Origin of the sequence: Xanthomonas sp. JAI131, assembly GCF_013410075.1 — a bacterium.
GTDB classification, from domain to species: domain Bacteria; phylum Pseudomonadota; class Gammaproteobacteria; order Xanthomonadales; family Xanthomonadaceae; genus Xanthomonas_A; species Xanthomonas_A bonasiae.
On record NZ_JACCCN010000006.1, the window covers coordinates 136,157 to 148,889 of the forward strand.

The following is a 12,733-nucleotide window of genomic DNA, read 5'->3' on the forward strand; positions in this document are numbered from 1 at the left end:
GGGTCGGCTTAACTCAGGCGTTAGGCTGCTAAGGAACGATATCGTGACTGATCTGAACAGTCTTCTCGCAATCTCCGGTCTCGCCGCACTCTTGGTGCTGATGATTTCGGCTTGGATGTTGCGCCGGCGCTTGCGCAGCCGCAGCAGTTCTGCACTTGCGTGGTCGCTCACGCTGCTCACACTCTGGCCGTTCCTGTCCAACCTCAGCACCTACCTCGTGCTCAACTACGGCAATCCGTCGCAACCTCATCCTGCCGTCAACTGGATCGTTGTCACCGTTGAGGTTTTCTTGCCGTCATTGCTGTTCTTGGTTGTCGCGGTGAGCTTCTTCCTGTCAGTCAGGGGCGTCGCTGCGCGGCCTAACAATTCATTCAAGCGGAAGCCGCTTCGCGGCTCCCCTTAATTCAAACGTTAGGCCGCACAACAGCACCTCGCGTTCGGCACAACTCATGAATCAAGCTCATCGGGCTACTCGGACTGGATCCGTAGGAACCACATCATCATGAAGCTCTACGGGTACGCAGATGAAGGTAAGCCACCCGAGGAAGTAGTGCCGCTCACGCTAGCGGAGGTCACGCTGTGCGCTACGCCCAAAGAACTGCAGGCGCTGAGCCGCTTCCTAGCTGCATGCGCTGACGAAATGCTTCGCATGGGTGCGTCATACGATCACGTGCACTTCTCGGACAGACACAAAGAATTCAGGTCTTCCCCGCACTTCGTGGTCGCCGCAGCCGAGTGAGTTCCTCCGGTGAGGCGACCCTCGGGCACCGGGCCAGCGCCAACAATCGCACCACAGTTTCACAGGTCGCGAGTGCGGCCTAACCCTTCGCTCGAGTGGGCCGCCACCGGCATGGCACTTGGCCTGCTCACCGGCCAGTGCCATTATCCGCTGCGCGGGCCAAGCGCCATGCCGGCGTCGGTCCCTCAGCTCAAACGTTAGGCACCGCATGCAGCTAATTGGCTTTTCAATTGCAGAAGACTTTATCGCGCTTGAGCGCGGGCTTGACCGTTTTGATCTGCACAACAACTTTGACTTTCAGGGCATGTCATACGCCCCAGCGCCACAGACGTTAGAGCTACATTGGTGCCGTGGCACCGGCGATTGGGTAAAGCCATCGGACCCGCCTGAGCTCTCACTCAGCTTTGCTGGGGTGTACTTGTTCAAAGCCCAGGAGCGAGACCCGGCAGTTCCATTCACCGAGGATAGCTGCTTGGACTCCCTTGGATTCATGTGGGACGACCTATTAGCTGAGATGCGTGCATTTACCTCAAATAGACCTTCTGAGGGCTGCAACCACCTCACGGCCAACTTCATGAGCGGCCTTAGCATCAAAGTGGGCGCCGCATCCGCGACTCTGCGTGTCTCGGGCGGTGCCTAACAATTCATTCAAACCGACGCCGCTTCGCGGCTCGGCTTAATTCAGGCGTCAGACCGCTATGGAAGCAATCAAGGTCGTAGGCGCCAATCTTCTCCTGTCAGCTCCGGACAGCTGGGATCGCGTTTCCGTCGAAGCATCGTCAGACGCTCAACGACTAGCGTGCATCTATCAAACATGGGATGGGTTTCGCGTACAGCGCCACATTCGGGGCAAGATGGAGCCGCAATGGAAGGGAAAGTGGTGGGTTGAAGATGGTAGGGTTTCCATCGCCGATACGTTAGATTCTGCTCAAGCACTGGCCGTCAGCTATCTCGGCATGGCGGCCTAATAATTCATTCAAGCCGAACCCGCTCCGCGGCGCGGCTTGACTCAAGGCTTAGGTTTCAGGCCAATACAACCTGCATCTCGCCCCACCAAGGCCAATCATGGGCGACCTCAGTGCAGCATCAACGATAGAAAGGTTTGCGATGAAGACTATTGCTTTCACCGTGCTTGTTGCAGTTTTTGGCCTGGGTCATGCAGCTCAGGCGCAACCTTCCACGCCGGATCTCTCGACGATTGCCGACGGCAAGTCGTGGAAGGTGTTTCATGCAAACGTCGAGCGCACCGAGAAGGATGGGAGCACTGCGGTGCGCCTAATCGCCAAAGGGGACCCACCCATTGGAATCGTGGGTTTGGCGCTTCCGCGCGGGTTGACCTTCTCGACCGGGACGATTGAGGTCGACTTGAAGGGCAAGAACGTCAAGCAGAGAAGCTTTCTCGGCGTAGCGTTCAACGTCATCGACGAGAAGACCTTCGAGGCCGTGTATTTTCGGCCGTTCAACTTCAACGCCGAAGCGCCCATTCGCAACCGCTCGGTACAGTACATAGCGTGGCCGGAAAACACCTGGGAGCATCTGAGGAAACGCGCACCGGGCCAGTTCGAGAAGGCAGTGAACCCGGCCCCGGATCCGGACACCTGGTTTCACGCCAAGATTGAGGTGACCGCCAGCCAGGTGCGCGTATTCGTGAATCACGCAAAGGAGCCGAGCCTGGTCGTCGCCAGGCTGTCGAGCGGTGATACCGAACGCCCTGTTGGACTTTTCGTCGATTCAGATGACGGCCAATACGCCAACCTGCAAGTCGCGCCGCTCAGGCCTCTACACCCGTAGGCTTTGCATCGGCGGCCGCGCTGGTGCCTGACCCCTCGGTCAAGCGGGGCGCCAATGGCAAGTCAGCAAGCTCGGTCTGGCGGAACGCGGTACGTTTTTCGCAGACCTGGGCTTGGCGTCCTGCCATCGTCACCCGTTTACCTCGCTTGTGCATTACACCAAAAAGACGGCCACGCCACGTTGAGTGCCTGGGCCTGGTCGCTTAGGCGTTGAACAAGCATCTTTCGGACTTGGAGGTCCATGGCTGCTCGGATCGTCAGCGCCCTTGACGTCAGTAGCATCAAGCTATGGCGCGTGCGGCGTTGCGGATGCTGCCTAACCATCGCGGCCGGACTCGCCTCGCGGATCGGCTTGACTCAGGCGTCAGCCCACTGGGAGAGTTCGTCGCCATATCTGGCGCTTCATCCGGTGCTTTGGCTAGTTCGTCGCACGCCAGTTGCCGCATTTCCCTGGAGCTGCAATCCTTCCGCTTCCGCTCACGGGCCAAAGGAGCCGCGTCGTGAAAGCACTAATTGCGACAGTTGCCTGGTGCCTTCTCTTTGTTCTGTGCTGGCCGCTGGCCCTGCTGGTCTTGGTGCTGTGGCCGATCGTTTGGCTACTGACCTTGCCCTTTCGCCTAGTGGGGATCACGTTCTCCGCAGTGTTCGCGCTCCTGCACGCCATCCTGTTCCTGCCTGCCCGCCTCCTTGGTTGGCGGCCGGGACACACAGCGGCGGCCTAGCGCTCAATCGGGGGCCGTTCCGCAGCGGGACCTAGCTCGAACGTCAGGCGACAGCATGAAGTACGCGGATGGCACAGACATAGAAGTTGGCGACATTCTCCGGATCGACGGGGCCTACCGTGGCCGCGTCATTGCCTCGATGGACACAAACGAGTACCTGCCGGACGAGGACAGTTGGGCATATCTTGGCGCAGGCATCATGGTCGACACGGATTTCGCCGGGCTTGTGCATTACACGACGGAGACGGCGGAGGAGTTCGTACTGATCGAGCGCGGGGCGCCCACCTGACACCTCGTTCAGCGGCGTCCGCATCATGGCTTGGCTTGGCTCAGGCGCAAGCCACTCGGAGATCCTTCCAAGGGAATCGCATATGACACGACTCTTGTTGCTCGCACTATTCGTTGTGCCTTTCAGTGCAAGCGCAATCGTCATTCGGGATGACGTGGATGACGCGAAGTACCGAGTTCCGGCATCTGAGTTGCCTGCGCTAGTCGACATGCCTGGTGAGGGACATGGCGTGCTGGTTGCACCGCAATGGGTGATAACCGCTGCCCATGCGGTCACCTGGCAACCGGACATCAAGCAGGTCACTATCAATGGGATATCCAGGGACGTTGAACGTGTCGTGATACACCCCGGATACAAGAAGCCGCCACAAGCGCTGCTGGACCAGGCGCTCGCCACTTGGGATTGGACGCTTTTCCGGGTGGCGCTCTCCTCCTCGGATGACATCGCACTTCTCAAGCTGGCACAACCTGTTACCGATGTCTCGCCAGCCGCACTCAACAAGCGCGATGACGAGTTCGGCAAGACCATCAAGGTCATGGGGAAAGGCGCTACCGGTAACGGCGTCACGGGCTATGCATTCGGCAGCTCCCACCGCACGGAGCTTCGCCGCGCTTATAACACGGTCACCAGCGCCGATGGCCGCTGGCTCTGCTATGTGTTCGACAAGCCATCGGACGCCCTTCCCCTTGAGGGTGGGTCAGGAAGTGGCGACAGCGGCGGGCCCGTCCTTATCCAGGCTGACAAGGATTGGCTGGTGGCTGGACTGACTTCATGGTCGGATCCTCAAAGCGCTATCAGAACGCCCGGGAGGTATGGTCAAATCACCTGCAATGTCCGCCTGAGTCACTACAGCCAGTGGATCGAGAGCATCCTATCTACGCAGTCGTAGGCGGGCGCTGACTGCCCCTTCAAGCCGAGGCCGCTTCGCAGCCAGGCCCAACGCACACGTAGGCCTATGCCCAGACATTGCAGCTATTGCGGGTTGGAGCTTCGCGAGGTCGGGGACTTCCGATCCTACTGGCTTATCGTTTACGAGTGCCCGAGCAAGCTGCCTCTTCACGACTTCCTCGAAGTGGGCGATCCTCGTTGGACTTTTCCGCTCCTGGACCTCAATCCCGGCATCAAAGACCGCCTGGCCGATGCGGCCCCATCGCTTGTCGAGCTTGCCGTCTCCCGCATCCGAATGATTGACTACAAAACCGTAAGCATTGCCGGCTTCGAGCAAACTTTACTCGGCACCTTTTCAGAGCCCGGCAATGCTGCCGTACAGTCCTAACAATTCATTTAAGCCGAACCGCTTCGCGGCGTGGCTCAATCCCGACGTTGGGGCACAGCATGAGACGTCAAACAGGTTTGATAGCACTTCTTTCGGCACTTTGCGCAGGCTGCGCCACCACCTCGGATGGCACAGATATCTACTCGGGAGAGTACTTCTACAACTTTGAGTTCGCCTATCTGACTCCTGCCGACAAGAGCGAAAAATGGTGCATCAACGGCGACATGTCCAAAGCTGAGTTGCCGGAGCGCTGGGGTATCTCGCATGTCACGGTACAGGGCATACTCGGACCGCAGGGGAGCTATGGCAATCTCGGCGTATGCAAACGCGTCCTCACCGTTACGAAGCTGATCAAGGCAAGCAACATGCGGGGGCGTGAGTGAGGCCAGCCGTCGCAATGCGCTCAAGCCAAAGCCGCCGCACGCATCAGTTCAATTCAAACGTTAGAGCCACATGACCCCTCTCGACCGCATCACCGAGCGCGTCAGCCGTCTAGGGCATCCCGACAAGCCTGGCACCCCGCGACCACTGCTGACCGTCGACGAGTTCTTCGAGGGTAACGTCGAGGTCGGGAGCATCGGCTGCAACCTTGACGGCGCTCCGGGACCCGGCGCGTTCCACAACCTCTTCCGCACTATTGCACAGCGTCCGGATGTCGAAGACATCCGCGTTCAGATCACCGCATTCGACTGTCCCGAGTGGCCGTTTTCGGATACCGTCTACATCATGACCTCCGCCACACCCGAGGAGGTGGCGACATGGTTCCCCAAGCACCTAAAGCCCGACGAGACTTGGACCGGCTTCGTGGATCAACCATACGAGCCTTATCAAGTTCCCCGCGAGACACGCCCCGTTGCCTGTTGGTGGGACTGATGGACCCTGGCGTGCTGTTCGAGCGTACGCCGCTTCGCGGTGCAGATTGATTCCTGCGTAGGCGCCATGACATCCACCATGCATGATTCCCAGCCTCTGGAAGCCCTTCGTTACCGTTTCAACGCTGGCGAGGACCTGAAGTACCTCTTCTTCTGGGGTCATCGGACCAGCAAAGGCAAAGTGACCGCATCCTGCTTCAGCCAATGGTATGAAGCTCCGTTCGTCGCTGAAGGGCAGCGCTATCCGACAGCCGAACACTTCATAATGGCGGAGAAGGCCGCGCTGTTCGGGGATCAGGCAACAAGAGCGTTGGTACTTCAGGCGCCTACGCCCGGAGCAGCGAAGGCGCTAGGGCGGCAGGTGCGCGGCTTCGATGAGGCGACTTGGCTGGAGAATCGCTTCGCCGTGGTGGTCCGTGCCAACGAGGCCAAGTTTGCTCAGAACACGGCGTTGGGCCTGTTCCTCAAGCAAACAGGCTCACGCATTCTCGTCGAGGCGAGTCCCGTCGACACCATCTGGGGCATTGGCCTCGCCCAAGACGACGCAAGGGCAGGCAACCCGAACCTCTGGCTCGGCCTCAATCTCCTGGGCTTCGCCCTCATGCAGGTGCGCGACGGCTTCTAGGAACGCTGCGGACCATGCTGCGCCGCCGACACTTCATTGCACCCCCATGACCCCTACCGCACTCGAAGTACTGAACCAGCTGAGCACCAAGCTGCGCCGTGCTTCCGTCGCTACGGTCGGCGGCTTCCGCCCACCCGAAGACCCGCTGACTTCATGGTTCTGCCGCGCAGTCGGCCCGCCGAACGAAGGCCTTCCTTCGTGGAATGGCGAGCCGATGTTTCCGCTGTTGCAGGTCCGCATCGACGAGTTGCCCTTCGTTCCCCCGCAGTTGCAAGGCATCGCGTTGCTGGTGCTGTTCCAGAACCTGCAGCGCCACCCATTCGATCGCCCGCATGGCGATGGCTGGCTGGTCCGCGAGTACAGGTCGCTGGATGGCCTGCAGCCGCTTCCCTCCATGAGGCACCCGTTTCGGCCTTTTCCGATCAGCTGGAGCGAGGTGGAGGACGATGCTCCCGGGTGGGAAGATGCCTGGGACTGCGTCGACCTGACGCCCGTCAACGACGACGAGGCGGCATCCGCTGCATTCTTCGATGACTTCGCGCGCCATGCCGGTACCAAATTCGGCGGATACCCTGTCGAGGTCCAGCATGGCGTCGGCCTGAAGGACTTCGTCTTCCAGGTGGCATCGGAAGAAAAAGTGGGCTGGATGTGGGCAGACAACGGAGTCGGCTACTTCTTCCGCTCGCCCGAAGGGCAATGGTCATGGTCTTGCCAGTTCTACTGAATACAGCCGACGATGCATCCAAGCCGAGCCACCAGCGCAATGTCGTCTGGGTGCTCACCCTGGCGGTGTTCGTGCTTCCGGCCCGGCCCCACCACGAAGTCAGGCATTCGGACAGTCATGACATGAAGCCCGCCGGCTACTCCGGAACACCTCTCGCCCAAAAGCTGGGTATCGCGGCGAACAGCACCGTGGTTGCGCGATACGCGCCCGACAACTACCGCGCATTGCTCGAGCCGGTTCCCGCTGGGGCCATCTTCGAATCGACCGTCTCCCCTGCCACCGACATCGTGCATCTCTTCGCCGAGCGCAAGCGTGTCTTGGAAGCCGAACTTGCGGTGCTGCGAAGCGCGATCAGACCCAATGGCGTTGTCTGGGTGTCCTGGCCCAAGAAGGCATCGAAACTGCCGACCGACATCACCGAAGACACCATCCGGGAGTTGGCGCTACCGCTCGGTTTTGTCGACGTGAAGGTCTGCGCGGTGGACGCGATCTGGTCGGGCTTGAAGTTGGTCATTCGCAAGGAACTCAGATAGGCATGCGACCTACGTCCCGCGCCTGCCGTTTCGCCTGTCGTGGTCTTGGCCTCCGTCGACGCCCGTGCGGCCATTGTGCAATCGCTGCGCCAGCAATGACAGGGATTCAACAGCGGCGTTCGCCAGGCAGCGCGCTTGTTGCACTGCTTGCATTCTCCTTCCCCGCCTACGCGACAAGCCAATGCCCGCCCGAATTCGGCCCGAAGGATCCGACCGTCAACCTGCTGGGCTGGCTCGTCGTCGCCGTGGGCATCGTCGTTGGCGGCCTGCTGTTCGCTTACCTCGTCCGGCGCTCGCGCGGCATGCGTTGGCTTTCTCGATCGGCCGTCATCGTCCTTGGCTTCTGCGGGATGATCGCCGTGTGGGTGGGCGGCCTGGCGTTGGCCTTCGTGTACTTCTTCTTCCAATGCTAGCAATGCGCCCGGACCGGTCATCCGCGCCGAGAGCCCCGGTCATGGACCGGCATGGTTCCGGCAAGCCCGGCGCCTCGCGCCCTTCGCTCGGCTTGCACTTCGCTGACCGTATCGTCCGCCCACTGCCGTTCTGCCGGGATGTTCCAGATGCTGTCCTCCGCCCCAAGTTCTCCGTCCCCGCTGCGGCCCTTCGCGGCGCGGGTCCTGGTCGTCATGGCGCTGGCCGGCCTGGCGCTGCTGGCCTGGCAGCTCTCCGAACTGCTGCTGGTCGTGTTCGGCGCGGTGGTGGTGGGCGTGCTGCTGCACGGGCTGGCGTCGGCACTGCGCAAGTGGCTGCCGGTGCCGGAGTGGGCGGCTCTGGGCCTGGTGATCCTGCTGTTGGTGCTGATCCTGTCGTCGATCGTGTTGCTGTTCGGCGCGGAAGTCGCCGCCCAGATCGACGCGTTCCGGACCACGCTGCCGGCGGCATGGAACAAGTTCCACGCGTGGCTGCAGTCCGGCCCGCTCGGGCCGCAGATCGAGAGCATCCCCGACCAGTTGCGCGACGGCGCTTCGACGCTGGCCACGCATGCCGGCGCGATCGTGCTGTCGGCCGGCGGCGGGATCACCGACGCGGTGCTGATGATCGTCGGCGGCGTCTACCTGGCCGCGCAGCCCAAGCTGTACCGGCGCGGGTTGCTGCGGCTGTTGCCGCGCGACCGGCGCGATGTCGCCGACGAGGCCTTGGCCGCCAGCGGCCAGGTGTTGCGCGCCTGGCTGGGCGGTCAGTTCCTGGCGATGCTGGTGATCGGCAGCCTGACCGGCCTTGGGCTGTGGCTGCTGGGCGTCCCGGTGGCGCTCGGCATCGGCCTGCTGACCGCGCTGCTGGACTTCATCCCGATCGTCGGCCCGATCGTGGCGGCGGTTCCGGCGGTGCTGCTCGGCTTCACCGTCAGTCCGCAAGTGGCGCTGGGCGCGCTGCTGGTGTTCGTGGTCCTGCAGCAGATCGAGGGCCATGTGCTGCAACCGGTGATCCAGGCGCGTGCGGTGGACCTGCCGCCGGCCTTGCTGCTGTTCTCGCTGTTCGGCATCGGCGTGCTGTTCGGACCGATGGGCGTGGTGTTGGCGGCGCCGCTGACCGTGGTGATCTACGTGCTGGTCAAGCACCTGTACGTTCACCATGCCCTGGACGACCCCGACGACGCCGTGCCGGTGACCTGATCCGCTGGAGTCGTCCGAGGCCACCTCGTGGGCTCTGCACCAGGACATGCCAAGCAATCGCCCCAAGAGTCAGCCTTTGCCGGGAAATGCGTGGGTCGGTCGGCCAAACGATCTGGCCAGCGGATAGATTTGCATCGGAACTGGAGCGTGCTCCGGCCACGTCGGGCGGCGCCCGATCCTCTGGATCGTGCTCGCCGCCGAGCAAGGCGGTGCGTCCGGCATCGCATTCGTCCGGGATTCCGTGGGCTGGTATCCTGGAGGCCAATTGAAGCGTTGCGGTCGGATAGACCCCTTTGCTTGGCCGCACCACGCTGTACAGGTATCAGACATTCATGCTGACGCTGCAAGAACTGCTCGACCGCGATGATCCGGCGATGCCGCTGGTCAGGCAATGGCTTTCCGAAGCCAGCCGGCCGTTCGAGGTGCTCTCGCCTTCGCAACAACGCGATGGCGTTCTGCTCGGTCTCCAAGTCACGACCCGCTCCCCCATGGGCGCCATCGCGTACGAGACCGGCGGGCTGTTGATCGATCACGGCTGGCTGCGCATCCTCGGTTCGGGCCATCCCAAGTTGCCGCGCGACATCGTCGAGTGGAATGCTAGCCGCGCTTCGGGCCACCTATTGGTCGCAGACGATGTGGCCGGTGGCTTCTTCTCGGTGAACGGCGGCAGCCTGGGAAGCGACCTGGGTGCGATGTACTACTTCGCACCCGACACGCTGCGATGGGAAGCCTTGGATATCGGCTACACCGACTTCCTCCGCTGGGCGCTCAGCGACCGTCTGGACATTTTCTACGAAGGCTTGCGCTGGCCCGGGTGGGAGACAGACGTGAGGCAGGCCGGTGGAAGCCAGTGTTTCAGCTTCTTTCCGTTTCTTTGGAGCAAGGAAGGATCCGTTGCATCCAGCTCCCGCAAGCTGATCGACGTCGCCGAACACTACGCTTCCCATACAGGGTGGGCCAGCGAAGCGGAATGAACCCGTCCCCGCTTCGGGTAGCATCCACTGTCCAGCGCTGAAAGACATCTATCCAAATGCTGCACCACATCTTCCTGGGCGTTTCCGAAATCGAGCGCTCGGCGCGCTTCTACGACGCCGCGCTTCTGCGGCTCGGCTACGTGCGCGTAGGGAAAGACCTGACCCCGGGAGTCGACGATCAAGCCGTCGGCTATGGCACTCCCGGTAGCGGCGACAAGCTGGCCATCAAGCTCAGGAGCGCGGATGCGCGAGCGCCCGGTCCCGGATTCCATCTGGCCTCCTCAGCGGATACCCACGCTGCCGTCGACGCATTTCATGCGGCGGCGCTATGCAACGGTGGTCAGGACAATGGTGCTCCCGGGCTGCGTCCGGACTACCGGGACAGCTACTACGCCGCATTCGTCGTCGATCCCGACGGCCATCGTCTTGAGGCCGTCCTCAACCCGATGCACTGACGCCGGGATACGCTCGAGGCCTCCTAGCGAGCGCGAGCATCGGTGCATCGATGGATGCCGTCGAGAAGCTTTCCGCGACTTCGTTCGCTCCTCCAACCGGACCCCATTCCGCATCGTTGCGCAACGCTGGTCGGCGATGGCGAGGCATCGGGAAATGCGCCGGCGAAGCTTCTTGTTATTCTGGCTCCCTTTTTTCATGGACGAACGCCGAGAACCATGTCCAACCACTCCTCGCCCCACATCGGGAAGATGTTGCTGGGCCTGCTGTTCGCCCTGATCGGCATCGGCTTGCTGGGCATCGCCGTCAATCTTGCGCTGAATCGGCACGCGTTCCTCGCCCGCGCACGCATCGCCGATGGCGTCGTCAGCCGTTTGAACGCCGGCGGTTCGCACCCTGAGATCGCCTTCACTACCGGTGCTGGCGAAAAAATTTCCTATCCCCAGGGCGGCTTGATCTCCGGCTATCGGCAGGATCAGCGAGTGCGGGTGCGTTACCTGCCCGAGCGGCCCGCAGGCAGCGCCATCGTCGATGATCCGGGCGCATTGTGGGGCGTCCCTGGGTTCCTGGGAGGTCTGGGCCTGATATTCGGCGGCGTCGGCTTGGCAAAGGCCGTTCGCTGGCGCAGCAGCGATACCGATCGTTCGCAGCAAGGGCGTTGAACGCAGGCGCCACACCACTTCGATGCTGATGATCGTAAGGTCGATGGCACCATCGGACCATAACGTGGGGATCCATCCGAGCGCTTAGGCGCTGGCGGCAGTTCTCCGAAGCCAGCGCCCTGGCGGCATCCTTGCTGTGCCCCCGATTAGGCTAGCGGCACCCCTCCGTTGCGAATGGCCCCCATGCGTCCAACCCAGCCTCTACGGATCGGCCTGCACACGCACCCGCACTGCAGACCCGCGACGGCGTGCTGCACCTCAATCCCGGCAGCGCCGGGCCGCGTCGCTTCACTCTGCCAATCGGCATGGGCTATCTGTATCTGGAGGCTGGCGGCGTCCGCGGCGAGTTGCACGCGCTGCCGCTGATCCAGGCGCGTGCGGTGGACCTGCCGCCGGCCTTGCTGCTGTTCTCGCTGTTCGGCATCGGCGTGCTGTTCGGACCGATGGGCGTGGTGTTGGCGGCGCCGCTGACCGTGGTGATCTACGTGCTGGTCAAGCACCTGTACGTCCACCATGCCCTGGACGAAGCAAACGATACCGTACCGGCGGATTGATCCGGCCGGGTAACGCGTAGACTCCGGATCTCCATGACCGATGCCGCCGCACAGCGGCGCCCAATGCGGACGTTATCCGATGCACCGCGCCACCCTGAGCTACGACAAAAAGCTGATCCGGCAAGCCGTGGCGAGCTACTGGTGGCGCGTCGTCGGCCTGCGCTATGGCGTCGCCCTGGCCTTGGTGGCGGGACCCCTCGTGTTCCTCGTTCGCGGCGGCAATGCCTCCTGGTTGGTCGGCGTCCTGGCAAGCGTACTGGCGCTCGGCATTGCCCTTCCCGTAGCGCTGTACGCCATCCACTATCGCAACTCGCTGCTCAAGCTCGATGCAATGGGTACTCCCCTCGGCACGCTTGAGGCATCCGAAACCTCGCTGTCGCTTTCGTCCGGCGCTGGCACCACGACCATGCCCTGGTCGGCAGTCTGCGAAGTGTGGCGATTCGACTCCTATTGGCTGCTGCTGCTTTCGAAGTCTCAATTCGTCACCTTGCCTCTCGCCGACCTCAGCCCGGAAGCCGCGGAGTTCATCCGCACAAGGATCCTGGCTGCGGGCGGCAAGGTTTCCTGACGCCGGATACGGTCGCGGCCACCCGATGCCCCACTACTACAAACGCCGCTGGAATCAGTCCCGCGCCGATCGCTACGACGCATGGGGTCACTCCTGGTGGCTGTTCGAGACCGATGATGCGTTCTGGCCGAGCCGGCAGATCGAGATCTATGACGCCGGCCCGGTCCTGTTCTACCACCGCGACCGCCTTGAGGATGCGTATGGAGGCCTCAGTGCCGCGGCGCTCGATCCAGACGAGTTCGAGCCGTTTCGCATCGATCGCACCGAGTTCGAGCGCGAGTGGGCGAACCACAAACCGCTCAATGACACCTAAACTACGCGAGCCGGCGCCTCTGGCGC

Annotated in this window: 20 protein-coding genes and 2 pseudogenes; all 22 read left to right on the forward strand. The window is 62.2% G+C overall.

Going from position 1 to position 12,733, the window contains the following annotated elements; genetic code table 11:
• Positions 1-43: 43 nt before the first annotated feature.
• The 22 genes and pseudogenes from HDC36_RS21965 (at position 44) to HDC36_RS22070 (ending at position 12,707) form a co-directional block, all read left to right on the forward strand.
• Positions 44-403 carry a hypothetical protein gene (locus tag HDC36_RS21965; RefSeq protein WP_179570993.1) on the forward strand — a complete coding sequence of 120 codons (360 nt, stop codon included), beginning with the start codon at positions 44-46 and terminating at the stop codon, positions 401-403.
• A gap of 99 nt (positions 404-502) precedes the next feature.
• Positions 503-739, forward strand: coding sequence for a hypothetical protein (locus HDC36_RS21970; RefSeq protein ID WP_179570994.1), 237 nt, complete (start codon positions 503-505; stop codon positions 737-739).
• 698 nt (positions 740-1,437) lie between these two features.
• Complete coding sequence (locus tag HDC36_RS21975) at positions 1,438-1,707, forward strand: hypothetical protein (RefSeq protein WP_179570995.1); 270 nt, start codon at positions 1,438-1,440, stop codon at positions 1,705-1,707.
• A 139-nt stretch (positions 1,708-1,846) separates the two neighbouring features.
• Positions 1,847-2,530: a hypothetical protein gene (locus HDC36_RS21980; protein WP_179570996.1), complete on the forward strand. Its 684-nt coding sequence runs from the start codon at positions 1,847-1,849 to the stop codon at positions 2,528-2,530.
• 499 nt (positions 2,531-3,029) lie between these two features.
• Positions 3,030-3,251, forward strand: a complete 222-nt coding sequence (locus HDC36_RS21985) for a hypothetical protein (protein WP_179570997.1) — start codon at positions 3,030-3,032, stop codon at positions 3,249-3,251.
• 55 nt (positions 3,252-3,306) lie between these two features.
• Positions 3,307-3,540, forward strand: a complete 234-nt coding sequence (locus HDC36_RS21990; RefSeq protein WP_179570998.1) for a hypothetical protein — start codon at positions 3,307-3,309, stop codon at positions 3,538-3,540.
• 82 nt (positions 3,541-3,622) lie between these two features.
• A complete protein-coding gene (locus HDC36_RS21995) occupies positions 3,623-4,429 on the forward strand; it encodes a trypsin-like serine protease (protein WP_179570999.1) in 807 nt (268 codons plus the stop codon).
• 66 nt (positions 4,430-4,495) lie between these two features.
• Positions 4,496-4,816 (forward strand): hypothetical protein, encoded by a 321-nt coding sequence (locus tag HDC36_RS23680; RefSeq protein ID WP_179571000.1) that lies wholly within the window; start codon positions 4,496-4,498, stop codon positions 4,814-4,816.
• 59 nt (positions 4,817-4,875) lie between these two features.
• Positions 4,876-5,199 (forward strand): hypothetical protein, encoded by a 324-nt coding sequence (locus HDC36_RS22005; RefSeq protein WP_179571001.1) that lies wholly within the window; start codon positions 4,876-4,878, stop codon positions 5,197-5,199.
• Positions 5,200-5,269: 70 nt separating this feature from the next.
• Positions 5,270-5,689: a hypothetical protein gene (locus tag HDC36_RS22010; protein WP_179571002.1), complete on the forward strand. Its 420-nt coding sequence runs from the start codon at positions 5,270-5,272 to the stop codon at positions 5,687-5,689.
• Positions 5,690-5,767: 78 nt separating this feature from the next.
• Complete coding sequence (locus tag HDC36_RS22015; RefSeq protein ID WP_179571003.1) at positions 5,768-6,313, forward strand: NADAR family protein; 546 nt, start codon at positions 5,768-5,770, stop codon at positions 6,311-6,313.
• A gap of 46 nt (positions 6,314-6,359) precedes the next feature.
• Positions 6,360-7,037: a DUF1963 domain-containing protein gene (locus HDC36_RS22020; protein WP_179571004.1), complete on the forward strand. Its 678-nt coding sequence runs from the start codon at positions 6,360-6,362 to the stop codon at positions 7,035-7,037.
• On the forward strand, positions 7,010-7,570 hold the full coding sequence (locus HDC36_RS22025; RefSeq protein ID WP_218848636.1) for a hypothetical protein: 561 nt from the start codon (positions 7,010-7,012) through the stop codon (positions 7,568-7,570). Before HDC36_RS22020 ends, HDC36_RS22025 begins: the two co-directional genes overlap by 28 nt.
• 95 nt (positions 7,571-7,665) lie before the next feature.
• Positions 7,666-7,983, forward strand: coding sequence for a hypothetical protein (locus HDC36_RS22030; protein WP_255432865.1), 318 nt, complete (start codon positions 7,666-7,668; stop codon positions 7,981-7,983).
• 213 nt (positions 7,984-8,196) lie between these two features.
• On the forward strand, positions 8,197-9,183 hold the full coding sequence (locus HDC36_RS22035) for an AI-2E family transporter (RefSeq protein WP_179571005.1): 987 nt from the start codon (positions 8,197-8,199) through the stop codon (positions 9,181-9,183).
• Positions 9,184-9,515: 332 nt separating this feature from the next.
• A complete protein-coding gene (locus HDC36_RS22040) occupies positions 9,516-10,157 on the forward strand; it encodes a DUF2625 domain-containing protein (protein WP_179571006.1) in 642 nt (213 codons plus the stop codon).
• Positions 10,158-10,213: 56 nt separating this feature from the next.
• Positions 10,214-10,612, forward strand: coding sequence for a VOC family protein (locus HDC36_RS22045; RefSeq protein WP_179571007.1), 399 nt, complete (start codon positions 10,214-10,216; stop codon positions 10,610-10,612).
• A 216-nt stretch (positions 10,613-10,828) separates the two neighbouring features.
• Positions 10,829-11,272, forward strand: a complete 444-nt coding sequence (locus tag HDC36_RS22050; protein WP_179571008.1) for a DUF3592 domain-containing protein — start codon at positions 10,829-10,831, stop codon at positions 11,270-11,272.
• Positions 11,273-11,487: 215 nt separating this feature from the next.
• Positions 11,488-11,595: pseudogene (locus HDC36_RS23355) on the forward strand (YfcE family phosphodiesterase); the annotation flags it as partial.
• Between the two features lie 36 nt (positions 11,596-11,631).
• Positions 11,632-11,826 (forward strand): annotated as a pseudogene (locus HDC36_RS22060) (AI-2E family transporter); the annotation flags it as partial.
• Positions 11,827-11,905: 79 nt separating this feature from the next.
• Entirely contained in the window at positions 11,906-12,394 is a 489-nt protein-coding gene (locus HDC36_RS22065) for a YcxB family protein (protein WP_255432866.1), read from the forward strand.
• Positions 12,395-12,419: 25 nt separating this feature from the next.
• Positions 12,420-12,707, forward strand: a complete 288-nt coding sequence (locus tag HDC36_RS22070; RefSeq protein WP_179571010.1) for a hypothetical protein — start codon at positions 12,420-12,422, stop codon at positions 12,705-12,707.
• Positions 12,708-12,733 lie beyond the last annotated feature (26 nt).

Excerpts from the sequence above, each read along its gene's own strand:
- HDC36_RS23680 (WP_179571000.1), top strand. The coding sequence starts at position 4,496 with ATGCCCAGACATTGCAGCTATTGCGGGTTGGAGCTTCGCGAGGTCGGG.
- HDC36_RS22010 (WP_179571002.1), top strand. The coding sequence starts at position 5,270 with ATGACCCCTCTCGACCGCATCACCGAGCGCGTCAGCCGTCTAGGGCAT.
- HDC36_RS22030 (WP_255432865.1), top strand. The coding sequence starts at position 7,666 with ATGACAGGGATTCAACAGCGGCGTTCGCCAGGCAGCGCGCTTGTTGCA.
- HDC36_RS21980 (WP_179570996.1), top strand. The coding sequence starts at position 1,847 with ATGAAGACTATTGCTTTCACCGTGCTTGTTGCAGTTTTTGGCCTGGGT.
- HDC36_RS21995 (WP_179570999.1), top strand. The coding sequence starts at position 3,623 with ATGACACGACTCTTGTTGCTCGCACTATTCGTTGTGCCTTTCAGTGCA.
- HDC36_RS22020 (WP_179571004.1), top strand. The coding sequence starts at position 6,360 with ATGACCCCTACCGCACTCGAAGTACTGAACCAGCTGAGCACCAAGCTG.
- HDC36_RS21990 (WP_179570998.1), top strand. The coding sequence starts at position 3,307 with ATGAAGTACGCGGATGGCACAGACATAGAAGTTGGCGACATTCTCCGG.
- HDC36_RS22040 (WP_179571006.1), top strand. The coding sequence starts at position 9,516 with ATGCTGACGCTGCAAGAACTGCTCGACCGCGATGATCCGGCGATGCCG.
- HDC36_RS22025 (WP_218848636.1), top strand. The coding sequence starts at position 7,010 with ATGGTCATGGTCTTGCCAGTTCTACTGAATACAGCCGACGATGCATCC.
- HDC36_RS21975 (WP_179570995.1), top strand. The coding sequence starts at position 1,438 with ATGGAAGCAATCAAGGTCGTAGGCGCCAATCTTCTCCTGTCAGCTCCG.
- HDC36_RS22070 (WP_179571010.1), top strand. The coding sequence starts at position 12,420 with ATGCCCCACTACTACAAACGCCGCTGGAATCAGTCCCGCGCCGATCGC.
- HDC36_RS22045 (WP_179571007.1), top strand. The coding sequence starts at position 10,214 with ATGCTGCACCACATCTTCCTGGGCGTTTCCGAAATCGAGCGCTCGGCG.
- HDC36_RS22015 (WP_179571003.1), top strand. The coding sequence starts at position 5,768 with ATGCATGATTCCCAGCCTCTGGAAGCCCTTCGTTACCGTTTCAACGCT.
- HDC36_RS22035 (WP_179571005.1), top strand. The coding sequence starts at position 8,197 with ATGGCGCTGGCCGGCCTGGCGCTGCTGGCCTGGCAGCTCTCCGAACTG.
- HDC36_RS22005 (WP_179571001.1), top strand. The coding sequence starts at position 4,876 with ATGAGACGTCAAACAGGTTTGATAGCACTTCTTTCGGCACTTTGCGCA.
- HDC36_RS22065 (WP_255432866.1), top strand. The coding sequence starts at position 11,906 with ATGCACCGCGCCACCCTGAGCTACGACAAAAAGCTGATCCGGCAAGCC.
- HDC36_RS22050 (WP_179571008.1), top strand. The coding sequence starts at position 10,829 with ATGTCCAACCACTCCTCGCCCCACATCGGGAAGATGTTGCTGGGCCTG.
- HDC36_RS21970 (WP_179570994.1), top strand. The coding sequence starts at position 503 with ATGAAGCTCTACGGGTACGCAGATGAAGGTAAGCCACCCGAGGAAGTA.